Source organism: Chryseobacterium populi (assembly GCF_000282115.1).
Lineage (GTDB): Bacteria > Bacteroidota > Bacteroidia > Flavobacteriales > Weeksellaceae > Chryseobacterium > Chryseobacterium populi.
This window is the reverse complement of record NZ_AKJY01000032.1, coordinates 35,399-58,437: the sequence shown is the minus strand read 5'-3', so window position 1 is coordinate 58,437 and position 23,039 is coordinate 35,399. Positions and strand designations below refer to the sequence as shown.

Genomic DNA, 23,039 nt, shown 5'->3' with positions numbered 1-23,039 from the left:
TGTAACAAAGATAATAATACTATTTAAGAAAAATATCTGTTGTGGTACCCTATTGGAATACAAAAATCCTGCCCTGGCTGTCTATTATGGAATTTTTGTTTAGTTGTAGTCAAGTGAATTAGTTGATGAAAACAACCAAGGCGTGGATTTTTTGTTTTTTAAAAGCCCCCTTTTAATCATTTTTTTGATGTGTTGAAAAGGTTTTTGCAAAAATGAAAATTCAAAATGTTAGTTTGTTTTTCAAAGGGGGCATGGCATGGTTTATAAGTTGAGATTATTAATTTATTCGTTTCCGTTTTCCCATTTTACTTCTTCTCCCTGTGGTTGGGCACCACCCTGAGCTTCCGTTATAGGAGCTGTTTCCTGATTGATGTGATAAATATAAGCTGCTATTTTTTCAGCATCTCTTCCTGTAATGGTTCCTTCTTTTATAAAGGGCCTCATGGTAGGATTATTTGGGGAACCGTTTTCAAGCATCCAGAAAACATTTTTGAATACACTTTTTTCTTTGACGTTGATCCAGTGAGTATCGGTAAGATTAGGGCCGATTCCTCCTTTTCCTCCGTCTCCATGGCAGGTTACACAATTGGTTTTGAAAAGCTGCTCACCTTCTGCAATATGATCTGCACTGTATTTTGCGGTTTCCAGATTGATTGTGGGAGCTGTTTTTTCAAATTCCTGAATAGAGGCAAGCATGGTTTTGGTTTCCTTATCATATTCCGCATCCGGATGGGCATAGTCTGTAAAAGCGAATGCAATCATGTAAACGGCACAGAATATACATCCGAAATAAAAAAGGCCGATCCACCATTTCGGTAATGAATTATCGAGCTCGGTGATTCCGTCAAAACCATGATCGATAAGAATATCTTTTTCTTCAGACTGGGACTGCTTTTTGAATGCAGAGTTCCACAGTTTCTGAAAATAAGAAACTTTTTTTTCTTCCAGATACAGTTTTTTTTCTTCCTCGGTCAGCCGGCTGAAACTTTCATTTTCCACAAGATCCCCGATAGAGTTCATAATCAGGAGAAGAATGGTTGCAATGATCAGTAATACCCAGAAATAAGGTGAAGAAAAATAGTTGGCATCTTGGGCAAACATTTCGAATGCCATAATGGTTAAACCTATTGTTACTGCAATGTATACTGAAATGGGAGTTCTTGTTTTCATATTACATCAGTTTAAAAATTAATCTACACTTGCCGTTTTAATGTCAGTCGTTTTGATGTCTGTTCCCAGTCTTTGCAGATAAGCGATCATTGCTACAATTTCTCTTTGTTCAAGAGGAACAAATGCGGACCCTTTAGCGGCTTTGTCTTTTTCTACCTGATCTTTTACGTCGGCAGCTTCTGAATATATCCTTTTTACAATTGCTTTAGACTGGTTGTCTGCCCACTGATTTGCAGAATCTATCTGGGCTTTTGTATAAGGAATATCAAAAGTATTTTTCATCAGTTCCATTTTTGCAATCATTTCTGAACGGTCGAGTTTATTGGTGATCAGCCATGGGAAACGGGGCATGATAGAACCTGCAGAGGTAATTCTAGGATTATACATATGTTTGAAGTGCCATGAATCCGGGTTTCTGCTTCCTTCTCTGTGTAAATCCGGTCCTGTTCTTTTCGATCCCCATAGGAATGGTCTGTCATAAACGAATTCCCCGGCTTTTGAATACTGTCCGTTTTTACCGTCAAATCTCATTACCTCATCACGGAAAGGCCTTATCATCTGTGAGTGGCAGGAATTACAGCCTTCACGGATGTATAAATCTCTTCCTTCCAGTTCCAATGGTGAGTAGGGTTTTACAGCAGTGATCTGTGGGAGATTGCTCTTTATGGTTAGTGTAGGTATTATTTCTACCAATCCACCGATGGAAATCACAACGAATGCTAAAATAGATAATAGTTTAGGGGTTCTTTCAAGCCATAAATGTGCTCCTTCACCTTCTTTTCTGTTGTTTCCGATATTGGCCAGGGCAGGTGCTTCGGCAGGAACTTCTTTCTGGAATGATCCTGATCTGATTGTTTTTATCACATTCACAACCATTAAAATAGCGCCTGAAATATAGAGTAATCCGCCTAAGAATCTCATTTTAAAGTAAGGAATGATAGCTGTTACGGTGTCTAACCAGTTTTTCCACAATAAAGTTCCGTCCGGGTTGAACTGTTTCCACATTAATCCTTGCGTAAATCCTGAAATATACATTGGTACTGCATAGAAAATAATTCCTAAAGTACCTAACCAAAAATGGAGGTTTGCCAGTTTTTTAGACCATAACTTGGTTTTCCACATAATCGGGATCAGATAATAGATAACACCGAATGCCATAAAACCATTCCACCCAAGTGCTCCTAAGTGTACGTGACCAATGACCCAGTCTGTGTAATGTCCGATTTTATTTAAAGATTTTGTAGCCAAAAGAGGCCCTTCAAACGTAGCCATACCATAGCAGGTAACCGCTACTACAAAGAATTTAAGAATAGGATTTTCCCTTACTTTATCCCAGGCACCTCTTAAGGTAAGAAGCCCGTTTAACATACCTCCCCAGGAAGGTGCAATAAGCATAATTGAGAAACCTGTTCCCACAGCCTGTGCCCATGCAGGAAGTGCAGTATACTGAAGGTGGTGAGGACCGGCCCAAAGATAAACGAAGATCAATGACCAGAAGTGAATAATAGACAATTTATAAGAGAAAACCGGTCGCTGGGCTGCTTTAGGCATAAAGTAATACATTAAGCCTAAAACCGGAGTGGTCAATACGAATGCTACTGCATTGTGACCGTACCACCATTGTACAAGAGCATCTTTTACTCCCGCATATACTGAATAGGATTTCCAGCTGGTGAATGATAACGGAACTTCTAAGTTATTAAAGATATGGAGCATTGCTACTGCGATCCATGTAGCTATATAAAACCAGATAGCTACATAAAGGTGTCTTACCCTTCTCTTCGCAATCGTTCCAAACATATTGATCCCGAAAATAATCCATGAGAATGCGATCAATATATCAATCGGCCATTCGTGTTCTGCATATTCTTTGGAAGTATTGATTCCCAATAAAAAGGTTACAACCACACTAAGGATCATTATCTGCCAGGTCCAGAAGTGTAACCAAGACAAGGTATCACTGTACATTCTTGTTTTTAAAAGCCGCTGCATACTGTAATAAGCACCGCAGAAAAATGAATTACACACGAAAGCAAAAATGACCGCACTGGTATGCAGCATTCTGATCCTGCCGAATCCCATGGCACCCTGTGTATTAATTAATCCCTGAATGTTTCCGCTTCTCAGACTCTGGATGGTCGTGTCATCAGTTCCGAACAAAAATTCGGGAAGTTCAGGGTAGAAAAGCATTAATGCTGCTGTAAGCCCTAACAGAAAACCGATGAGTCCGAATACGATAGTAGCATAGAGGAATGCCCTGACAATAGAATTGTCATAATTAAATTTTTGCGTCTCCATAATCCAAAAGTGTTGTACCGAATGATATTATCTCTTTTTCAGGATAAAATTTTTAACCAAATCAGATGTTGAAATAAATATCATGTAACGTGTGTAATGTTTTGCCAAAGGTATTTATTAACTTTGTTAAAGACTAGTAGATCATCTTCTAAAATATACCGAAAACTACTAAAAGCAAACCCAATGAAAGTATGTGGTCAAAACATAAGAAAAATCCGGAGAAGTAAAGACCTTACCCAGGAATATATGGCTTTTGAAATGGGAATTTCTCAGAAGGCATATTCGGATATTGAAAACTCCAAAGTGAAAATCAATCTGGATATCCTGACAAAAATCTCAGGGATCTTAGATATCAAACCGTCGGATATCTGCAGCATCTCACATCAGTGTGGTGTGAATGATTATGAAAACAAATACAGTGAGCTTATAAGCTACATGAAACAAAATAATATTCCGATTCCGAAGGAGTATTTATAAACCTTTATTTGTACTACACTTTACATTCAATCAGTTAAGTTTTTAAATTCGTTTACAGCAGGGGATTTCTGCTAAGTTTTTATATATTTAGCAAATAATTCATTTCTATGAGCGACGAAAAGAAAACCGGACAAGAGACCTCCTTAGTGAGAGGGCTGACTAATCGACATATTCAATTAATTGCCCTCGGGGGTGCTATCGGAACGGGATTGTTTCTGGGAATCGGCCCTGCTGCGGTTTTAGCGGGTCCGTCTGTTATTTTAGGATATGCTTTAGCAGGGATTATTGCCTTCTTTATTATGCGCCAGCTCGGTGAAATGGTCGTTCAGGAACCGGTATCAGGAAGCTTCAGTTATTTTGCCTATAAATATTGGGGAAATTTTCCCGGATTTGCGTCCGGCTGGAATTACTGGATTCTTTACATTCTGGTAAGTATGGCTGAGCTCACGGCAATTGGCCATTATATTCATTTCTGGTGGCCTGAAATCCCGCTCTGGGTTTCAAGTTTATTCTTTTTCATCTTGATCAATGCACTCAATCTGGCCTCTGTAAAAGTGTATGGAGAGACCGAGTTTTGGTTTTCCATTATCAAAGTAGTGGCGATTGTTGCCATGATTATCTTCGGAATCTATCTGTTGGTAAGTGGTACGGGAGGAGATAAAGCGGATATTCAGAATTTATGGAATGATGGCGGATTTTTCCCGAAAGGATGGTTTAATAAAACGGAAAGTGGATATTCAGGCCTTTTTGCGGCTATGGCGATGATTATGTTTTCTTTTGGTGGGCTGGAGTTAATCGGAATCACAGCTGCAGAAGCTAAAAGCCCGGAAAAAACAATACCTAAAGCGACCAATCAGGTCATTTACAGGATTTTAATTTTCTACGTAGGTGCCTTGGTTATATTATTTTCTTTGAGTCCATGGAGAGAAATTACAGAAGGGTCGAGCCCGTTTGTAATGGTATTTCAGAACCTGAACGGATTTGAATTTACCATTCTCGGAAAAACGATTCAATTCAACTCATTAATTGCCAATGTGTTGAATGTGATTGTTTTAACGGCTGCTTTGTCTGTGTACAACAGCAGTGTTTACAGTAACAGCAGAATGCTTTTCGGATTGGCCCAGCAGGGGAATGCCCCAAAAGGTTTAATGAAACTTAACAAAAATCACGTACCTACCAATGCGATTATTGTTTCTTCATGTTTTGCCGGGATCTGTATTATTATCAATAAAATAGTTCCGGAAAAAGCTTTTGAGTATTTAATGGCTTTGGTTGTTTCTACTTTGATTATCAATTGGCTGATGATATGCTATACTCACCTTAAATTCAGGAAAAATAAAATAGAATCCGGAATCAAAACAAAATTCCCTTCTCTATTTTATCCGGTATCTAATTATATATGTATCCTGTTTTTACTGGCTATTTTAGTCTTGATGTGTCTTACTGGGATGGAGATCCAGGTGATCCTGATTCCGGTATGGATAGCGTTTCTGTTTGTCATGTACAAGCTCTATAAACCCAATCAACCCTCATTGCCGGATCAGGAAAAGTAGTCATTACTTTCTTTGTTTTTTGGAAAAAGTATAGCCCAGTTTCCATTCCAGGTAATTAGCAATATGCAGATCATAAGCATTAATACCAAATGAAGCAAAAAGCCTGTCTGTAATTTGATATTGCAAAGCTATCCTTTGAAAGAATGCCGGGGCATCATATTTTCGTTCCTTTTTAAAAATGTAATAGCCTGCCCCAACGTTAACGTACAATTTACCTATCATTAAACGATAGGTGGGAACAACACTGAACAGAAGCTGGTCATTTGAAAAGCGTTTTTTCTGATAAAGTGTACTGTCTGATACATACATGGTATGGTTGTATTGTTCATCCATTGTAATTCCAATCCCAAGGCCATAAGCTGATTTCGGAGAATACTGTCGCATATAATGAGCTTCTGCACCATAAACAGAATAGTTATAGCCTTCATACAGTTTCAACTCATCACGCTGCGGACCTCTGTAGAAAATATTCTTTCGGCCGCCAAATACAGAAAACTCTAGGGTATTGTATCTTTTTGAATTAACAAAAACAGAGTCTGATCTTTTTGGGATGATCCGCTCTGGATAATAGACAAGACTAAATTGAGGAGTAACACTATTCAGCCCTTTATTCGGAAACTTCAGAGATCCGTTGGAAAGGTGGTTGAATTTCAGGTTCAGGCCCAGATCGAAATGTTTTCCCAGTTCATAATACATTCCTGTTCCAAGGCTGATAAACATATTGGTTTTGGAACCCACAGATGTATTGTAATAGCCATGGTCTTCATCAAAAGGGTTTGAATTAAACGAGATTCCGAAATTTACACTGTGGTACCATTTCAGCTTTCCCCATTGCCTGATTTTTGCATTATAAACACCATAAACGGCAAAAGGACTTCCCATCTGTCTGTTTTTAAGAAAATCAAAGGCAGAAAATCCGATTCCATACTGCGGATAATTATAAAGTTTTTCCCAGTCTTTTTTGCCATTGGTTTGTTTCAGAACCTGAAAAGAATACCCCATATATTGCCTGTCGGGATAATTTTGCAGGGGCTCATTGGTAGCCAGTACCTTTCCATATTCAGCCCCTCCGGAAAATGCAAAAAAATTTTGTTTTAAGGTCTCATGTACCTGAGATTTACAGAAAGCAGAAAACAAAATGAGCACGCACAGATAAAAATGTTTCAAAATCACTAATTAATTAAAGAAACGGCAAATTAAGTATTTATTTTAAAAAGATACATCATCTTGGAATTAAATTAATTAAGATAAATTGGAAATAAAAAAACCACCCTTAGAAAGGATGGTTTGTAGACCCACAGGGATTCGAACCCCAGATGACTGAACCAAAATCAGTAGTGTTACCGCTACACCATGGGTCTGTATTTGTTTTAGTGGTGCAAATTTACAGCTTTTTTCTTTATTTACAAATGGTTTTAAACTTTTTTTTAAATTTACATAACTTTTTATAGCTGTAAACATGCTGATAGATTTCAATAATCTCAAAATTAATAATTTAGATTCACAGACAGAATTTGAAAAGAAAGTGATTTTTTTTTTAGAGGAGTGGTTGTCGGATTCCGTAATGGTAAATGTGCAAACTTCAGGCTCTACAGGCAGTCCAAAGGTTTTTGGAATTGAAAAAAAGAAAATGATTAATTCTGCCACAATGACGTGTGATTTTTTACGTTTAAAAGAGGGCTACACTGCATTATTATGCCTTCCGGCAGAATATATTTCGGGGAAAATGATGGTGGTACGTTCTTTTGTGAGAAAAATGAAATTATTTATTGCAGACCCTTCTTTAAAGCCTTTGGAAACCCTGGGAAAAGAAGTAGATTTTTGCGCAATGACCCCGCTTCAGGTTGAAAATTCACTGGACAAGCTTCATTTAGTTAGAAACCTTATCATTGGCGGAGCTTCAGTATCCGAAAGCCTTAAAAAAAGGATTTCGAATTTGAAAATCAATATTTATGAAACCTATGGAATGTCTGAAACGCTTTCTCATATTGGACTGAAGCAATTGGCTCCGGTGACGGAAGATTATTTTACTGTTTTTGAAAATGTATCGATTTCAAAAGATGAGCGGGGATGTCTTACGGTTTTTGCCCCTGATCTGAATGCTGAGGTTCTCCGGACTAATGATTTAGTTGAAATAAAAAATGAAAAGCAGTTTAGGTTTTTAGGAAGAATCGACAATGTTATTAATTCCGGAGGAGCCAAAATATTTCCCGAAGAACTGGAAGCTCTGGTTAAAAAAGAAATCCCACATGAAGCCGTATTTTTAGGATTGAAAGATGAAAGCCTGGGACAAAAGCTGATATTGATTATAGAAGCTGAACAATCAGATGAAATCATCCGGAAAATATCAGAAATACCATATGAAAAGAGTTTTCACAAACCCAAAGAAATTTTTTTTATCAATGCCATTCCGAGAACTCCCAATGGAAAAGTTAACCGTTTGGAATTGTATAAAAAGATAAACGGTGATGAAAAATAGTTGTTATTATTGATGAAGAAATTTTAAACCGGAACAAATGAAAGATTTTTCAAAAGAACTTAATTTTAAAACTTCCCGGAGCAGTGGGGCAGGAGGACAAAACGTTAATAAAGTGGAGACTTCTGTTACAGTACTGTGGAAAGTAAGAGAATCTGAATTTTTTAATGATGACGAAAAGGCTTTAATTCAAAATAAGCTGAAAAACAGAATCAATGCGGAAGGCTTTTTATTCTTAACGGTTTCTGAAAGCAGAACGCAATTAATGAATAAGAATAAAGCAATTGAAAAAATTATAGAGTTGGTTGATAAAGCCTTAATTATTCCAAAGAAAAGACGGGCTACAAAACCTTCCAAAGGTCAGATGCAAAAGAGGCTTGATACCAAAAAGAAACTTTCCGAAAAAAAAGAAAACCGGAAATTCAAATATTAGGGACATCCATTTTATATTGAATTGAAAATCCTTCCCTCACTTTCCGTTTTAAGTTTTATCTTTGCAAAAATTAAAATAATGAGCAAACCGATTACTGAATTTATAGAGAAATATTATCTGCACTTCAACGCAGCTGCATTGGTGGATGCATCAAAAGGTTATGTTGCCCATCTTAAAGAAGGTGGAAAAATGATGATCACGTTAGCCGGTGCTATGTCAACTGCTGAATTAGGGAAGATTCTTTCTGAAATGATCCGTCAGGATAAAGTAGATTTTATCTCTTGTACAGGAGCAAACCTTGAAGAAGATTTAATGAATCTGGTTGCACATTCTCACTACGAAAGAGTTCCTCATTACAGAGATCTGACGGCTCAGGATGAGTGGGATCTTCTGGAGAGAGGTCTTAATAGAGTTACAGATACATGTATCCCTGAAGAAGAAGCTTTCAGAAGATTACAAAAACATATCGTTGAAATCTGGAAAGATGCAGAAGCAAAAGGCGAAAGATATTTTCCACATGAATTTATGTACAAAATGATTCTTTCGGGAGTTTTGGAACAGTATTATGAAATTCCCAGAGAAAACTCATGGATGATTGCAGCTGCGGAAAAAAACTTGCCGATCGTAGTTCCGGGATGGGAAGATTCTACAATGGGCAACATCTTCGCTTCTTACTGTATCAAAGGTGAGCTGAAAGCAACTACCATGAAATCAGGTATCGAATACATGACGTATCTTGCAGATTGGTACACTAAAAACTCAGGTGGAAAAGGAGTAGGGTTCTTCCAAATCGGCGGAGGTATTGCAGGTGATTTCCCGATTTGTGTGGTACCGATGTTGTATCAGGATATGGAGATGCATGATATTCCTTTCTGGTCTTATTTCTGTCAGATCTCTGATTCTACGACTTCTTACGGTTCATATTCCGGAGCGGTTCCGAACGAAAAAATTACATGGGGTAAATTGGATATTACAACACCGAAGTTTATCGTTGAAAGTGATGCTACCATTTGTGCACCATTGATGTTCTCTTATATCCTGGAAAATTCATAAAATATAATTTCATTTAAGAGTAAAATATAAAACGTTTCAAATTTTGAAGCGTTTTTTTATTTAGTTGAGTTATAAATCATCATTAATCAAGAGAATTAACCAGCACAAAATAGCGATAAGCCAAAATCCCTTTTTGGAGCTTAGTTAATGTATTGGGATCTTTATTACTCAATTTTGGAAGAACCGCTTTATTGATGGTATTCAGCAGACGGAAAAATGTTTTTTTCATAACGTTATATTTTTAGTAACGAAATCATTGATGTCTTAACTGAATCAAAAATAATGCAAAATATATCGTATTTTTCTTAAGAAAGTGGTAATTTAGATGATATGGACGAAATTTTTAAACAACAGGTGTATGAAATTACCAGATTAATTCCCAAAGGCCGGGTTTCTACGTATGGAGCTATAGCAAAAGCTGTGGGGTATCCCAATCATTCACGTCACGTAGGAAAAGCAATGAGTGGATGTCCGAAAGATGTTCCTGCACATCGGGTGGTTTCAAGCTCGGGAACATTATCCGTAAAAGAATTTTTACCCAAATTGGAGGCTGAGGGTGTTATAATCGAAAATTTCAGAATCAGGAATTTCAAAAAACTTTTCTGGGATCCTCTGACAGAATTATAAAGATTATTTTTTTCCCTTTAATACTTTTATTTCCTCCTGCAATCTGCTGTTTTCTTCCTTTAATAAAGAAATATATTCCTGAAGATTTTCAACAATAGAAACAGGAATTGCCTGGTTGTTATATTGATAAACACCTGATGCCGAACTGTCATTGAATACGGGATGATCATTGTTAACAACGATTTGAGCTTCATCTTCCTCGTAAATTTCAGCCAGAGGAATTTCTAAAAAATTAGCTATTTTCTCCCATTCGTCTTTTATAATCCTCACATCTCCGCTCTCTTTTCTGCTGTAATTGGATACATCAGTAGCAATGATGTCAGCAATTTGTTGTTGAGTATATCCTTTCTTCTTTCTGATTAAACGTAGCTTTTCTTTTTGCATCTTATACATCTTTGTACAAATATGCGAAAAAAATTGTACAAATTAACATACATATTGTACAATAAAATTACAATAAATATACAATATAAATCTACATGTAGTGAATTTTGGTTTTATAGATTTGACCCGAAAACATTTTTAAAAACCAAACAATGAAAAAAAGTTTATTTGTAGTGGGAGCGTGCCTTCTGCTAATGTTACAGTCTTGCCATAACACTGATGATTTATCCGTACAGGATACACCTGTAAAAACAGAATCTCATTCAAAAGCTCTTTCCAGAATAGGAGAAACCGACAATCAGACGTTATCAGGTTATGTGAAAAATCAGCTTGCCATTCAATCAGGAATCAAAGTAATCCTGGATAGTGAAGTAAATGCAGATTTCTCCCTGATCCAATCTCGAATCAGTAGTGTTACAACAGTAGAAGAATTAGAGGCTCTTTATAAAGAAGCTAAAATTGAACGATTCAATGACCTGATTTCTTCATATACCAGTATGGCAGATAACACTCAGGCATTCAGAAATGCTAATCCTGAGTTTTATTCCAGGTATACTGAAGAACAAAGAACAGCTATGTTAACTCAGGAAATAGATTTACAGCTTAATTACAGAGAAGAATCAGCGCTGACGGCAAGAAGGAATTGTCATACAGAATTTACCAGTGCCTCAAGAAGATGCATGAGAAATTTTGCAATTGAGGTGGGTATGTCTGCTGTGGGAGGTATTTTTACCGGTGGTGCCGGTGCAGTAGTTGGAGGTGCAGCAGCTACTGTTCATATGGTGGTTTGCAATTCCGATGCTGATTCTGATTACCATGGCTGTGTAAGAGCCGGAGGACAACCTTAATAATTATCATTTATGAAATATAAGTATTTATATTACACATTAATAGCAATAATGTTTCTTATACCTTTTTTTATTAAAGGGGAAAGATATTTTATTATTCAACCTATCTGTTTTATAATAATTCTTATCTGTGTTATTCTGGTTTGGAGAGACAGGAAAAAAAATGGAGCAGAATAATTTTGAATAAAAAGGGGCGGCATAAATTTATGCCGCCTTTTTATGTATGCTATTTTTCAAGCTGTTTGTAGCTTCTTTGAATGAAATCTGTAAGATCTTTCCCTTTTAATAAATTCTGGGAAAGTTTGGCCAGATCTAGCGCATGTTGAATCAGGCTTTCTTTTTGTTCTGCATTTTCCGTCTTCAAAATATGACCGGCAAACTCACTATTTGAATTGATCACAAGGTTATACATCTCAGGAAAACCACTCATTCCAAACATTCCGCCGCCACCGGTTGCCTGCATATCTTTCATCCTTCTCATAAACTCGGGCTGGGTGATGGTAAATGGAGCATCATTACTGTCTAAATCTTCAAGCTGAACCGTGAATTTTGCATCTTTAACGGCTTCTTCCACATCCTTTTTTAAAGATTCTTTTTCAGCATCATTTAGTTTTGAAATAACAGGTTCGTCTTTCTTGATCAGATTATTCACATGATCCGCATCTACTCTTGCAAATGAGATTTTTTCTTTTGAAGTTTCAAGTTTTTGAATAACATGAGGAATAATAGGGGAATCCAGGAGAAGAACCTCATATCCTTTATCTTTCGCAGACTGAATGTAACTGTGCTGTTCATCAGTATTAGAGGCATACAGAATAACCAGATTACCATCCTTATCCGTTTGTGAAGGCTTGATCCTTTCTGTTAATTCATCCCATAAGAAATATTTCCCGTCAGTAGTTGGATATAGAGTAAATTTGTCAGATTTTTCAGCAAATTTTTCTTCTGAAATAATTCCGTATTCGATTACGATTTTAATATCGTTCCATTTTTTCTCATAATCTTCACGGTTTTCATTGATAAGAGAAGACATTTTATCTGCTACTTTCTTAGTAATATAAGAAGAGATTTTCTTTACGGCACCATCTGCCTGAAGATAGGAACGGGAAACATTCAACGGAATATCCGGGGAATCAATCACACCGCGGAGAAGCATTAAGAAATCAGGAACAATTCCCTTTACTTCATCAGTTACGAATACCTGATTCTGATATAATTGAATCTTATCTTTTTCAATATTCAAATTATTGCTCAGTTTCGGGAAGAATAGAACACCTGTCAGATTGAAAGGATAATCTACATTTAAGTGAATATTGAATAGAGGTTCCTCAAACTGCATCGGGTATAATTCGTGGTAAAATTTCATATAATCCTCATTGGTCAGTTCACTTGGAGCAATGGTCCAGGCAGGAGTAGGATTGTTGATAATATTGTCAACCTCTTCTGTTTCCGCCACTGCATCTTCGGGAGCATTTTCCGGTAAAGGTAATGTATGGGTTCTTGTCCCGAATTTAATGGGAACAGGCATGAACTTGTTATATTTCAGCAATAACTCACGGATTTTTCCCTCTTCTAAGAATTCTGTCGAATCTTCAGAAATATGAAGGATAATTTCAGTACCTCTGTCTGTTTTATCACTTGTTTCTTCAAGAGTAAATTCAGGGCTTCCGTCGCAGATCCAGCGAACGGCTTGTTCGTCTTTATAGGATTTAGTAAGAATTTCTACTTTTTCAGCAACCATAAATGCAGAATAGAATCCAAGCCCGAAATGGCCGATGATTCCTGAATCTTTTGCCGTATCTTTATATTTTTCCAGAAACTCCTCCGCCCCGGAAAATGCCACCTGGTTGATGTATTTTTCAACTTCTGCAGCTGTCATACCGATCCCCTGATCGATGATGCGAAGCGTTTTTTGTTCTTGATCAATTTTTACTTCAATCTTTGGATTTCCATATTCAACTTTCGCTTCACCAATGGTTGTAAGATGCTTTAATTTAAGGGTAGCATCCGTTGCATTAGAAATCAGCTCTCTTAAGAATATTTCGTGATCACTGTAAAGAAATTTTTTGATAAGCGGGAAAATATTTTCCACAGATACGTTAATATTTCCTTTAGTCATAATAATTTTTGTTTTTTAATTTCCTAATCTTTCTCAAAAAAAATACCATGAAGAAGAAAGTGACAGATTGACAGGATTTGCTTATTAAAAGATTAAAGATTTTTTATAAGCATCAAAGAGGATATAATTAATATTCAATAGGAGCGGGCTTTAGCCCGCTTTCAAAAGTATAAACCCTTCAACAGGCTTTAGCCAAAACTTAAAAATAGAATCTTATTTAAAACGCAAATAACACAAATAATTTTTCCATAAATAAGCACAAACATCTGTGAAAATCTGTGATCATCAGTAACGTCGTAATATAGCCAATAAAAAAGACAGCTCAAAGGCTGTCTTTATACGATATGTTTGAAAAAATTATTTGTTTTTCAAGACTTCTTTAATTTTGTTTTCCAGCTCCTCAGAAAGTTCAGGATTGTCTTTCAGGACGTCTTTTACAGCATCACGGCCTTGTCCTAATTTAGTTTCTTCATAACTGAACCAGGAACCACTCTTCTTTACAATTCCCAACTCTACAGCCTGATCAAGAATTTCTCCTGTTTTGGAAACACCTTCTCCATACATAATGTCAAATTCAGCCTGTTTGAAAGGCGGAGCTACTTTGTTTTTAACAATTTTCACTTTTACACGGCTTCCTACTGCTTCGTCTCCGTTTTTAATCGGTGCACTTGCCTTTCTGATATCAACTCTTACTGAAGCATAGAATTTCAAAGCATTACCACCGGTTGTTGTTTCAGGATTCCCGAACATTACACCGATTTTTTCTCTCAGCTGGTTGATGAAGATAACCGTACATTTTGTTCTTGAAATCGTAGCTGTTAGTTTCCTTAAGGCCTGAGACATTAATCTTGCATGAAGCCCCATTTTGGAATCCCCCATTTCACCTTCAATCTCAGCTTTCGGAGTCAGAGCAGCCACAGAGTCAATAACAACAATATCAATAGCTCCTGAACGGATAAGGTTATCAGCAATTTCCAAAGCCTGTTCCCCGTTATCCGGCTGAGATATAATTAAGTTTTCTAAATCAATTCCTAGTTTGGCAGCGTAAGTTCTGTCAAAAGCATGTTCCGCATCAATAAATGCTGCAATTCCGCCTGCTTTCTGAGCTTCAGCAATGGCATGAAGAGTTAGCGTTGTTTTACCTGAAGATTCAGGACCGTAAATTTCAATAATTCTTCCTCTTGGATATCCGCCAACTCCTAAAGCAATATCAAGTCCTAAAGAACCTGAAGGAATTACTTCAATCGTGTTGTCAACAGAGCTATCCCCCAACGTCATTACTGTTCCTTTTCCATATGTTTTATCTAGCTTGTCAAGCACTAAAGCGAGTGCTTTTTTCTTATCATCAATGTTACTCATCGGTATAAATATAATTTCTCAAAAATACATAATTTAAATATCAAAAGCTAATATTATTTGATTCTGAAAATTGTTTTTCAAGTTAAAAATTACTAAAATACTGGTCATGGTCTTATTCAGAACAAAGGAGATGAACTTAAAAAATGCATATTCAGGATTTTAATGAAAATTTGAATTTTTTGTGATTCTCAGATAGTCTTTGAGAACCTTTAAATGTCTCTTGTTGCCGGCTTCAATTCTTGCTTTACGGCTTACCAATGTATTATAAATGATATTGATCAGCCTTTTTGTTTTTGGAAATCCGTTTCGGTTGGGAACATCCGGAATCTGCAGCCTTTTACAGACTTCGGCATCCAGTAAGAACCATGTACAGCAAATATGTAAATAACGAAGATTTTTTCTCTGAAACTGAAATTTTAAGATCGGGTTTTCCAATGATTCATTCAGTAAAGAATGGGCCAGTAATACAGAATCTCTATCAGAAGGTGGCTGCACAGATGTCCATAAATAAAAATATTCCGTAGCCTGCTTTTTGTTATCGGGTAAAAGGCTTCCGGGAATTCCAAGTAAATGGCCCACATATTTCCAGAGATGAAAAATCCCCTGCTCTTCCTCAACTGAAAAAGTATTTCCCAATTTTTGAAGGCTGTGAAGAAAAACCAGGCTGAAGCCGATATAAGTAGCCATCATGTCCCAGGAATTGATTGGCTCACCCCAGTTTTCTGTATCCCAGTTTTGATAGTGCTTTTTAATGGAAAGCCTTGCATAAGAATGAATCAGTCTGGTTTTAATGGCAAATTCATAACCTTTTGCATGGATATCGAGTGCATGGTACCGTGTAGTATTTACCCAGAAATCTAGTGTTTCCGAAAGACGTTTTACGGCTCCTTTCTTTAAGGCTTCCGTAGCAATAAGAGGTTTGTTGAGGTAGGCATAATCATAACCTCCGATTAAACAATAATCTCTTAACGAAATCAAAGCATCCAGACCGCTTCGCATACAAAGTTCTGCGCCGTATTTTAATAAGTCTTCATTGAGCCAATCCGGTTTTCTTTGGGTTTGTAAAAAAAGTTTTTTTGCACTTTCAGGAATATCATCATTTTCAGAGACTCCATTTCGGATATAATTTTCAATTTCTTTTGAAGCCTCATGGAATTTTTTAATAAAATAGACCTCTTTTACAACTTCATCACCGGTTTCATCCACATGATAATAATAATCAGCAAATTTTTCAAAATCTTTGAAGCTGACCTCTGCCCCGGAAAACTCAATAAGCTGTTTTCCGTTTCCTTTTTCCCAGAAATCTTTAAAGTGGGTAGAACCTTTAAAACGAGGATGTAAAACCATTTTGTCCATCGAATATAAAAATACGGGTTTTCCGCCGAAAGCCCTTTGTGAGATTTATCAGTAAAAAAATTAAATTAATCCCCATTCAAAAGCTTTTTTCAGAAGCTCTTTGCTGTTCCTGGAATTGGTTTTCGTTAAAATGTTTTTCCGATGGCTCCGTACAGTATGCTCTGATAAGATAAGGATCTGTGAGATTTCCGATCCTGAGTATCCTTTGGCAATGAAAGACAAAACTTCTGTCTCTCTCCTTGTTAAATTAAAGTTAGGGCAAGGGTTGATCAGTGTGGGATTTTCAATCTTGATCTGGTGGAAATCATTTCTTGGGCCTATTCCTGAAACCAAAACCGTATAGGGATTTTGTTTTGTGATATGATTAATGTTCGTATGAATATTGATGGCTTGTATAATGTGCCCGTTTTCATTTTCCAATGTAGGAATAGCCTGATGATGGAATAATTCATAATTCCCGTTAGCCGTTTTCATCCTGAAACAATAGCTGGATTTCAGAAAAAGCTGATATTCCAGTCCAATTTCCATCATGGTCTTGATAACTGCATGTTCAGCCTTCATTACAAAATCAATGTCATCTGGATGGGTGAGATCAATGACTTCCTTTAAATTGCCGGGAAACCTTTTTAAGCCATGGAGTTTGAGTATATTTTCATGATGATGAGACAAAGTACTATTGGTGAGATTCAGCACATAATAATAAAATTCTCCGATGGCAAACATCTCTCCGATGATCCGTTCAATAGGAGGTTTGTTTAAAATCTTTTTGTTTTCTTTCCGGTCACCCGGATAAGTGCTCCAAACCTCAATTAAAGGATGTTTTTTCTCAGAGTTTCCCATGAACTTAGTTTTAACTAAAATAGCTAAATTTTTTTTAAGAAATACCCCAAAAGGGGGATTTTTTTGCGTGAAAAAAAATGCAAAATTTGTTATAGCTAATAACTATGAAAACCCAATTCTTAAAACTATGGTTTTATGGCTGGGTTTTCTTTGTGTCAATTTGGTTCTGAATGAAAAGTCACAATGGTGACTGTAAAATATAGTTTATCCTTTTCGTTATTTTAGTTGTTTGAAAATGTATAAACTAAAACCCCTTTCAGATTCTGAAAGGGGTTTATAATGTATATTAATTGCTTACAAATTTTATAAAGAAGCAGCATGTACAAGCATATCTACTAATTTGTTTGAATATCCCATTTCGTTGTCATACCATGAAACAAGTTTTACAAAATTAGGAGAAAGCATAATACCGGCATCCTTATCAAAGATAGAAGTTCTCTTATCTCCTACGAAATCCTGAGAAACTACAGCATCTTCGGTATATCCTAAAATTCCTTTTAATTCACCTTCCGAAGCAGCTTTGATAGCAGCACAGATCTCTTCGTAAGAAGTGGCTTTTTCTAATCTTACCGTAAGGTCAACTACAGAAACATCCACAGTAGGTACTCTGAAAGACATCCCTGTTAATTTTCCGTTTAGGGAAGGAATTACTTTTCCTACCGCTTTAGCAGCACCTGTAGAAGAAGGAATGATATTGTTAAGAGCAGCTCTACCACCTCTCCAGTCTTTCATTGAAGGACCGTCAACTGTTTTTTGAGTTGCAGTTGTAGCATGTACGGTAGTCATTAAACCTTCTACGATTCCGAAATTATCATGGATCACTTTAGCTAAAGGAGCTAAACAGTTGGTTGTACAAGAAGCGTTTGATAAAATTTTGATATCGTCAGTAAGTTCAGTATGGTTTACACCCATTACGAACATTGGAGTGTCATCTTTAGAAGGTGCGGAAAGGATTACTTTTTTTGCCCCGGCATTGATGTGTTTAGCGGCGTTTTCTTTATCCAGGAATAAACCTGTAGATTCTACGATATAGTCGGCCCCGATTTCGTTCCACTTTAGGTTATTAGGATCTCTTTCAGCAGTTACCCTGATTCTTTTTCCGTTTACCACAAGATCATTTCCTTCCACAGAAACCTCACCCGGGAAAATACCGTGTACAGAGTCATATTTTAACATGTAAGCCATGTATGTAGCATCGATAAGGTCATTGATTCCTACTACTTCGATGTTGTCTCTTTCAGTCATTGCTCTGAAAACAAGACGTCCAATTCTACCAAACCCGTTGATACCTACTTTGATTGTTGACATAATAGTTTGTTTTAAATTATATTAAAAAATATTAGATTGCTAAAATTTCTGAAATCAGTAAAAGGTCTTTATTGATTTCATTATGTTTTTTAATGGCTTCTTCAATCGGTGTATATACCATATCATTGGAACGCATTCCTGCCATTACATTGGTTTTTCCTTCCATTAATCCTACTACGGCACCATAGCCCAGTCTGCTTGCCAGAACCCTGTCTGCACAACTTGGTGAGCCTCCTCTCTGAATGTGTCCTAAAATAGTAACACGAATGTCATAGTCAGGAAACTCCTGCTTAGTCTGCTCTGCAAGTTCATAGATGTTGGCTAATTTTTCACCTTCCGCCACAACAACGATACTGGAAGCCTTTCCTGTTTTTTCGGCATTTCTGAAAGTTGCAAAAAGCTCATCCATACTGTCTTTTCTTTCAGGAATTAAAATATCAAGAGCACCTGTTGCCAGCCCGCTGTTTAATGCAATGAATCCGGCATCGCGTCCCATCACCTCAACAAAGAAAACCCTGTTGTGAGAAGTTGCTGTATCACGAATTTTATCGATTGCCTCCATAGCCGTATTCAGGGCTGTATCATAACCGATCGTATTATCGGTACCGAAAATATCGTTGTCGATGGTTCCCGGAACACCGATTACCCTGATCCCGAATTCTTCGTTAAAGATTTTTGCTCCGGTAAAAGTTCCGTCCCCGCCAATACAGACCAAAGCATCAACACCATGTTTAACACAATTGTCATAGGCTTTCTGACGGCCTTCCTTGGTTTTGAATTCCATTGATCTGGCAGATTTCAGAATCGTTCCGCCCTGGTTGATTATATTTTTTACGGAACGAGGACCCATTTTCAGGAAATCATCACTGATAAGGCCGTTGTAGCCTTCTCTCACTCCGTAGCATTCGATATTATAATAGTTTGCGGTTCTTACCACCGCTCTTAATGCTGCATTCATACCCGGAGAATCCCCTCCTGAAGTAAGAACTGCAATTTTTTTTACAGCACTCTCTTTCATCTAGTAAAAAATTTCGAACACAAATTTACAAAAACAAGTTCAGATTATGGCAGTAACTTTATAATAGTTTTGAATATAAATAATTAAAAACTTCTAAAATTTGTGGGTTTGAAAAAATACCTCGCTGTTTTTGTTTCTGAAGAATTTACATTAAGGTTGTACCAGGGCGAAATGTTTTTGTCAAAAGGATTGGAAAGTAAGTGGATAGACTGGGCAGGAGTAAAGCCTTCGCTTAATAAAAATAGCTTTTTTCCCTCGTTATTCTTACAAACCCCTGAAATAAATACAATATGTCCCGGGCTTCCCGGTGTGATCAGGATATCCCCGGTTTTAAGATCTGTGTTTTTCGTCACAGGGTTAGTTTCTTTATGCAATGATATGGTTCCTGCATAATTAAAAACCAGGTCTAAATAATTTCTGAAATTCTGATAAGAACCGTCGAAATCCGTAGTTTTTCTGAAGCTTACAGAATTTCCGTTAACAAAAGCTCTTACTCCATTTTTGTAGTCATTCCATGAAATCAGATCACCACTTGTAAAATGAAATTTTATCCGGTGGAATTGTTTGGTTTTAAATAAATATTCTGCTCTCAGCCGAATGATCGCATCGGCGCATTGTTGTAGATCTTTATTTCCGGTATCAATATCAAAAACAGCCTGATGAAGATGCTGGGTGGAAATAGGGCTTCCATCATATTTTAAAATAGGGCTTCCATAAGATTTTAGCTTGAAATTTTCAATGAAATACCCGAAGGAATCTGGTTTTTCATCAATCCAGTCATAACCTTCCGGGGCGGAAAATCTTTCTTTAATGGTATTTTTGTCTTTATTGATCTGAACTGAATTTTCACTTATCGGATTGTATAAATCGGTACTTTCAGTTTTAAATTTTGAAGAGTTTTTATCACTGTTGCAATTTAAAATTGTTGTTAAACTAATCAGGAATATTATTTTTTTCATTGACCATTAAATGTTTTAAGCACAAATATCGCAGATTTTAAAAATGAAACGGTAAACTTATTTGTTTTTTCAATAATATTCTCAAACTGTGCAAATCTTTTTCCGGAATTGAGAAATGTCACCCTTTTTTAGCAAAAGTTATCAATAAAATAAAGCTTCAAAATGATTATATTTACGGTTCATTAAAGTTATACTATGAATCATCAACCGATTGAAGGTTTTTCCAAGCTTACCAAGAATGGGAAAATCGACTGGCTCGTGAACGAATATCTTGAGGGAAACCAGGAATATCAAAATATACTAAAACAATACTGGAACGGAAATGCTGATCTTCAGAAACTTCATGAAGAATTCTCAGAAAACACGATTTCCAATTTCTATATGCCTTATGGGATTGCCCCGAACTTTTTAATTGACGGGAAATTATTGGCTCTTCCAATGGCGGTCGAGGAAAGCTCTGTAGTGGCTGCTGCTTCCAAAGCTGCAAAATTCTGGATTGATAAAGGCGGGTTTAAAACGACGATCATTAACAATGAAAAGCTTGGACATACCCATTTTATATTTAAGGTAGAACCACATAAATTATTACATTTTTTTAACTTCAGTTTAAAGAAAAAATTATTTGAAGCTACCGAAAACATCACAGCTAATATGAGAAAGCGCGGTGGTGGAATTTTAGATATAAAATTAGTGGATAAAACTTCAGAAATGCCTGATTATTATCAGCTTAAAGCAAGTTTTGATACGGTAGACTCAATGGGGGCGAATTTCATTAATTCTTGTCTGGAACAGTTTGGGAAAACATTAAAGCAGGAAGTGGCAATTAGTGAAGATTTTACACAGGATGAAAAGAATTCTTTACAGATTGTTATGAATATCCTTTCCAATTTTACCCCGGATTGTGTGGTAAGAGCTGAGGTTTCATGTAAGATTGATGATTTGAAGGATGATAGCGGGATTTCAAATGAAGAATTTGCATGGAAGTTCAAACAGGCAGTTACCATTGCTGAAATAGAGCCTTTCCGTGCAACAACCCATAATAAAGGGGTAATGAACGGCGTGGATGCCGTAGTGATTGCTACCGGAAACGATTTCAGAGCCACTGAGGCCTGTGCCCATGCTTATGCAGCGAGAGACGGGCAGTACAGATCATTGACGCATTGCACAATAGATAACGGTATTTTCAGATTCTGGATTGACCTTCCGATTTCTGTAGGGGTTGTAGGGGGGTTAACGAACCTCCATCCTTTGGTGAAGTTTTCTTTGGCATTGCTTGGAAAACCTTCTGCCCAGGAATTAATGAGTATTCTTGCAGTTTCCGGGCTGGCTCAGAATTTCGGAGCTTTGCGTTCTCTGGTGACAACAGGAATTCAAAAAGGGCATATGAAAATGCATTTGTTGAATATTTTAAACCAAATGGGAGCTACAGAAGAGGAAAAACAGCATTTTGTGACTTATTTTAAAGATAAAACGGTGACCCATCATGAAGTGATCAGTGAGTTTAACAGATTAAGAGCTCAATAATGCTTCAGATCGTTTTACCCATCATATTTATAGCATTCGGGGTTTTCTTAAAGAAAACGACGTTAAGAGGCTTTCAAAGTTCAAAAAGATTTTCCACGATGTTTATCATATTGGGAATTTCAACATTGGTTGCCAAATTTATTTTAATGTACTTAAAATCGAAATAGTGAAGAAAAGTGTTCTGGTTTTTGTGGTGATCTCCTGTTTAAGCTTTTCCCAACAGAAAAATGTGGAAATTACTGATCTGCAGCCGAAATCTGAAGATTATATTTTTCCTGTCATTTCTTATGAAAAATCCCGGGTTGAAAACAAAATCAATACTTTTTTACAGGTTGATGAGCTGGAACATATACCGGGCTCCGGTGGAAATCCTTTTACCCGGGTTTCTGTAGCAACGAATTCCTATACCAATTACGTTCAGTTTTACAGTTGGAAAAAATTAGAAACACCTGAAAATATCCTCAGTATTTCTATAGAGGGCGAGGCAAGCGGGGCTTATCCTGAAGGTTTTTCCAAATCTGATAATTTTGACCTGAGAACCGGAAATTATATTAATTTGCAGGATTTATTTCTGCAGGATTCAGTTAAAACGATTGAAAGTCTAATCAATAAGAAAGTAAGGAAAAGAATTGATGATTTTCTTACCCGGTTAAAATCTGAAAAGAACCCTTCTGAAGAAACGCAGGATCAGATTCTGATCTACGAAGACTGTTTCACAGACCATACCCTGAAATATCTGGATTATCATTTCGGAAAGGATAAACTGACAGTTGTAGTGGGCAGATGCTCCAATCATGCAATGAGAGCCTTAGATGATTTAGATGAGCATGTTATTGAAATATCTTATAAAGATCTGGGTAAATACTGGAGCTCCTATGCGAAGGATTTACTTTCCGGATTTGAGCAGGCTGTTGCCCAACCAGGTATACAAAACAGGCTTTATAAAGGAAAAATTGATGGGAAGTATCCGGTTACGGTTTTAGTCAAACGGGTCTATGAGGATGGCTCTTTTTCTGCGGTATATTGGTATGATAAAAATAAAAAGCTGATAGAATGGGGTGGTATGCTTAAAAACGGCCACATCTCTATTACAGAAAATGATTACCACAGTGAAGAACTGAAGGCATGGATACCCAAAGCCCTGATCGAGGCAGATGTGAAAGGTAAAAAGATTACGGGAACGTGGCAGGATTATAAAACAAAGAAATATTTGAATCTGGAATTAGAAGAATTATAA

The 23,039-nt window shown here is 36.7% G+C and carries 21 protein-coding genes and 1 tRNA gene; 9 read left to right on the top strand and 13 right to left on the bottom strand.

Annotation, left to right across the window (positions count from 1 at the left end):
- Positions 1 to 282: 282 nt before the first annotated feature.
- Complete coding sequence (locus PMI13_RS09470; protein ID WP_007843062.1) at positions 283 to 1,170, bottom strand: cbb3-type cytochrome c oxidase N-terminal domain-containing protein; 888 nt, start codon at positions 1,168 to 1,170, stop codon at positions 283 to 285.
- Between the two features lie 18 nt (positions 1,171 to 1,188).
- Positions 1,189 to 3,468, bottom strand: coding sequence for a cytochrome-c oxidase, cbb3-type subunit I (gene ccoN / locus PMI13_RS09465; protein ID WP_007843061.1), 2,280 nt, complete (start codon positions 3,466 to 3,468; stop codon positions 1,189 to 1,191).
- 183 nt (positions 3,469 to 3,651) lie between these two features.
- Here ccoN and PMI13_RS09460 point away from each other — a divergent pair, with 183 nt between their 5' ends.
- Together PMI13_RS09460 and PMI13_RS09455 are read left to right on the top strand one after the other, a co-directional pair.
- Positions 3,652 to 3,945, top strand: a complete 294-nt coding sequence (locus tag PMI13_RS09460; RefSeq protein WP_007843060.1) for a helix-turn-helix domain-containing protein — start codon at positions 3,652 to 3,654, stop codon at positions 3,943 to 3,945.
- A gap of 107 nt (positions 3,946 to 4,052) precedes the next feature.
- Positions 4,053 to 5,498, top strand: coding sequence for an amino acid permease (locus PMI13_RS09455; protein ID WP_007843059.1), 1,446 nt, complete (start codon positions 4,053 to 4,055; stop codon positions 5,496 to 5,498).
- Between the two features lie 3 nt (positions 5,499 to 5,501).
- On the opposite strand, the gene PMI13_RS09450 is transcribed toward PMI13_RS09455, so the two are convergent.
- Both PMI13_RS09450 and PMI13_RS09445 read right to left on the bottom strand, forming a co-directional pair.
- A complete protein-coding gene (locus tag PMI13_RS09450; RefSeq protein WP_156104446.1) occupies positions 5,502 to 6,665 on the bottom strand; it encodes an acyloxyacyl hydrolase in 1,164 nt (387 codons plus the stop codon).
- Positions 6,666 to 6,788: 123 nt separating this feature from the next.
- A tRNA-Gln gene (locus PMI13_RS09445) sits at positions 6,789 to 6,859 on the bottom strand.
- A 98-nt stretch (positions 6,860 to 6,957) separates the two neighbouring features.
- Between PMI13_RS09445 and PMI13_RS09440 the strand changes: the two genes are divergently transcribed.
- The 3 genes from PMI13_RS09440 (at position 6,958) to PMI13_RS09430 (ending at position 9,460) form a co-directional block, all read left to right on the top strand.
- Entirely contained in the window at positions 6,958 to 7,977 is a 1,020-nt protein-coding gene (locus tag PMI13_RS09440; protein WP_007843055.1) for an AMP-binding protein, read from the top strand.
- Positions 7,978 to 8,014: 37 nt separating this feature from the next.
- Complete coding sequence (gene arfB, locus PMI13_RS09435) at positions 8,015 to 8,407, top strand: alternative ribosome rescue aminoacyl-tRNA hydrolase ArfB (RefSeq protein WP_007843054.1); 393 nt, start codon at positions 8,015 to 8,017, stop codon at positions 8,405 to 8,407.
- Positions 8,408 to 8,485: 78 nt separating this feature from the next.
- Positions 8,486 to 9,460, top strand: coding sequence for a deoxyhypusine synthase family protein (locus tag PMI13_RS09430; RefSeq protein ID WP_007843051.1), 975 nt, complete (start codon positions 8,486 to 8,488; stop codon positions 9,458 to 9,460).
- An 82-nt stretch (positions 9,461 to 9,542) separates the two neighbouring features.
- Here PMI13_RS09430 and PMI13_RS21315 read toward each other — a convergent pair whose 3' ends face one another.
- The gene (locus PMI13_RS21315; RefSeq protein ID WP_007843049.1) at positions 9,543 to 9,689 is read right to left on the bottom strand and encodes a hypothetical protein; all 147 of its coding nucleotides are present in this window, start codon (positions 9,687 to 9,689) and stop codon (positions 9,543 to 9,545) included.
- A gap of 101 nt (positions 9,690 to 9,790) precedes the next feature.
- Between PMI13_RS21315 and PMI13_RS09425 the strand changes: the two genes are divergently transcribed.
- Positions 9,791 to 10,087 carry an MGMT family protein gene (locus PMI13_RS09425; protein WP_007843047.1) on the top strand — a complete coding sequence of 99 codons (297 nt, stop codon included), beginning with the start codon at positions 9,791 to 9,793 and terminating at the stop codon, positions 10,085 to 10,087.
- A 3-nt stretch (positions 10,088 to 10,090) separates the two neighbouring features.
- On the opposite strand, the gene PMI13_RS09420 is transcribed toward PMI13_RS09425, so the two are convergent.
- On the bottom strand, positions 10,091 to 10,471 hold the full coding sequence (locus PMI13_RS09420; RefSeq protein ID WP_007843045.1) for a helix-turn-helix domain-containing protein: 381 nt from the start codon (positions 10,469 to 10,471) through the stop codon (positions 10,091 to 10,093).
- Positions 10,472 to 10,623: 152 nt separating this feature from the next.
- On the opposite strand from PMI13_RS09420, the gene PMI13_RS09415 reads away from it, so the two are divergent.
- Positions 10,624 to 11,319: a hypothetical protein gene (locus PMI13_RS09415; RefSeq protein ID WP_007843044.1), complete on the top strand. Its 696-nt coding sequence runs from the start codon at positions 10,624 to 10,626 to the stop codon at positions 11,317 to 11,319.
- A gap of 226 nt (positions 11,320 to 11,545) precedes the next feature.
- Here PMI13_RS09415 and htpG read toward each other — a convergent pair whose 3' ends face one another.
- The 7 genes from htpG to PMI13_RS09375 form a co-directional block, all read right to left on the bottom strand.
- Positions 11,546 to 13,438 (bottom strand): molecular chaperone HtpG, encoded by a 1,893-nt coding sequence (htpG, locus tag PMI13_RS09410; RefSeq protein ID WP_007843042.1) that lies wholly within the window; start codon positions 13,436 to 13,438, stop codon positions 11,546 to 11,548.
- A gap of 357 nt (positions 13,439 to 13,795) precedes the next feature.
- Positions 13,796 to 14,797: a recombinase RecA gene (gene recA, locus PMI13_RS09405; RefSeq protein ID WP_007843040.1), complete on the bottom strand. Its 1,002-nt coding sequence runs from the start codon at positions 14,795 to 14,797 to the stop codon at positions 13,796 to 13,798.
- 159 nt (positions 14,798 to 14,956) lie between these two features.
- Positions 14,957 to 16,144 carry an oxygenase MpaB family protein gene (locus PMI13_RS09400; protein ID WP_007843039.1) on the bottom strand — a complete coding sequence of 396 codons (1,188 nt, stop codon included), beginning with the start codon at positions 16,142 to 16,144 and terminating at the stop codon, positions 14,957 to 14,959.
- A 69-nt stretch (positions 16,145 to 16,213) separates the two neighbouring features.
- Positions 16,214 to 16,993: a LuxR C-terminal-related transcriptional regulator gene (locus PMI13_RS09395; RefSeq protein WP_007843038.1), complete on the bottom strand. Its 780-nt coding sequence runs from the start codon at positions 16,991 to 16,993 to the stop codon at positions 16,214 to 16,216.
- 303 nt (positions 16,994 to 17,296) lie between these two features.
- A complete protein-coding gene (gap, locus tag PMI13_RS09385; RefSeq protein ID WP_007843037.1) occupies positions 17,297 to 18,301 on the bottom strand; it encodes a type I glyceraldehyde-3-phosphate dehydrogenase in 1,005 nt (334 codons plus the stop codon).
- Positions 18,302 to 18,332: 31 nt separating this feature from the next.
- On the bottom strand, positions 18,333 to 19,319 hold the full coding sequence (gene pfkA, locus PMI13_RS09380) for a 6-phosphofructokinase (protein ID WP_007843036.1): 987 nt from the start codon (positions 19,317 to 19,319) through the stop codon (positions 18,333 to 18,335).
- A gap of 83 nt (positions 19,320 to 19,402) precedes the next feature.
- Positions 19,403 to 20,278, bottom strand: coding sequence for a DUF4846 domain-containing protein (locus tag PMI13_RS09375; RefSeq protein ID WP_007843035.1), 876 nt, complete (start codon positions 20,276 to 20,278; stop codon positions 19,403 to 19,405).
- A gap of 195 nt (positions 20,279 to 20,473) precedes the next feature.
- Here PMI13_RS09375 and PMI13_RS09370 point away from each other — a divergent pair, with 195 nt between their 5' ends.
- Both PMI13_RS09370 and PMI13_RS09365 read left to right on the top strand, forming a co-directional pair.
- Positions 20,474 to 21,802, top strand: a complete 1,329-nt coding sequence (locus PMI13_RS09370; RefSeq protein WP_007843033.1) for a hydroxymethylglutaryl-CoA reductase, degradative — start codon at positions 20,474 to 20,476, stop codon at positions 21,800 to 21,802.
- Between the two features lie 166 nt (positions 21,803 to 21,968).
- Positions 21,969 to 23,039: a hypothetical protein gene (locus PMI13_RS09365; RefSeq protein WP_007843028.1), complete on the top strand. Its 1,071-nt coding sequence runs from the start codon at positions 21,969 to 21,971 to the stop codon at positions 23,037 to 23,039.

What these genes read in the sequence shown, in the direction of transcription:
- PMI13_RS09470 (WP_007843062.1), bottom strand. Translation starts at nt 1,170, where the DNA reads ATGAAAACAAGAACTCCCATTTCAGTATACATTGCAGTAACAATAGGT.
- ccoN (WP_007843061.1), bottom strand. Translation starts at nt 3,468, where the DNA reads ATGGAGACGCAAAAATTTAATTATGACAATTCTATTGTCAGGGCATTC.
- PMI13_RS09460 (WP_007843060.1), top strand. Translation starts at nt 3,652, where the DNA reads ATGAAAGTATGTGGTCAAAACATAAGAAAAATCCGGAGAAGTAAAGAC.
- PMI13_RS09455 (WP_007843059.1), top strand. Translation starts at nt 4,053, where the DNA reads ATGAGCGACGAAAAGAAAACCGGACAAGAGACCTCCTTAGTGAGAGGG.
- PMI13_RS09440 (WP_007843055.1), top strand. Translation starts at nt 6,958, where the DNA reads ATGCTGATAGATTTCAATAATCTCAAAATTAATAATTTAGATTCACAG.
- arfB (WP_007843054.1), top strand. Translation starts at nt 8,015, where the DNA reads ATGAAAGATTTTTCAAAAGAACTTAATTTTAAAACTTCCCGGAGCAGT.
- PMI13_RS09430 (WP_007843051.1), top strand. Translation starts at nt 8,486, where the DNA reads ATGAGCAAACCGATTACTGAATTTATAGAGAAATATTATCTGCACTTC.
- PMI13_RS21315 (WP_007843049.1), bottom strand. Translation starts at nt 9,689, where the DNA reads ATGAAAAAAACATTTTTCCGTCTGCTGAATACCATCAATAAAGCGGTT.
- PMI13_RS09425 (WP_007843047.1), top strand. Translation starts at nt 9,791, where the DNA reads ATGGACGAAATTTTTAAACAACAGGTGTATGAAATTACCAGATTAATT.
- PMI13_RS09420 (WP_007843045.1), bottom strand. Translation starts at nt 10,471, where the DNA reads ATGCAAAAAGAAAAGCTACGTTTAATCAGAAAGAAGAAAGGATATACT.
- PMI13_RS09415 (WP_007843044.1), top strand. Translation starts at nt 10,624, where the DNA reads ATGAAAAAAAGTTTATTTGTAGTGGGAGCGTGCCTTCTGCTAATGTTA.
- htpG (WP_007843042.1), bottom strand. Translation starts at nt 13,438, where the DNA reads ATGACTAAAGGAAATATTAACGTATCTGTGGAAAATATTTTCCCGCTT.
- recA (WP_007843040.1), bottom strand. Translation starts at nt 14,797, where the DNA reads ATGAGTAACATTGATGATAAGAAAAAAGCACTCGCTTTAGTGCTTGAC.
- PMI13_RS09400 (WP_007843039.1), bottom strand. Translation starts at nt 16,144, where the DNA reads ATGGTTTTACATCCTCGTTTTAAAGGTTCTACCCACTTTAAAGATTTC.
- PMI13_RS09395 (WP_007843038.1), bottom strand. Translation starts at nt 16,993, where the DNA reads ATGGGAAACTCTGAGAAAAAACATCCTTTAATTGAGGTTTGGAGCACT.
- gap (WP_007843037.1), bottom strand. Translation starts at nt 18,301, where the DNA reads ATGTCAACAATCAAAGTAGGTATCAACGGGTTTGGTAGAATTGGACGT.
- pfkA (WP_007843036.1), bottom strand. Translation starts at nt 19,319, where the DNA reads ATGAAAGAGAGTGCTGTAAAAAAAATTGCAGTTCTTACTTCAGGAGGG.
- PMI13_RS09375 (WP_007843035.1), bottom strand. Translation starts at nt 20,278, where the DNA reads ATGAAAAAAATAATATTCCTGATTAGTTTAACAACAATTTTAAATTGC.
- PMI13_RS09370 (WP_007843033.1), top strand. Translation starts at nt 20,474, where the DNA reads ATGAATCATCAACCGATTGAAGGTTTTTCCAAGCTTACCAAGAATGGG.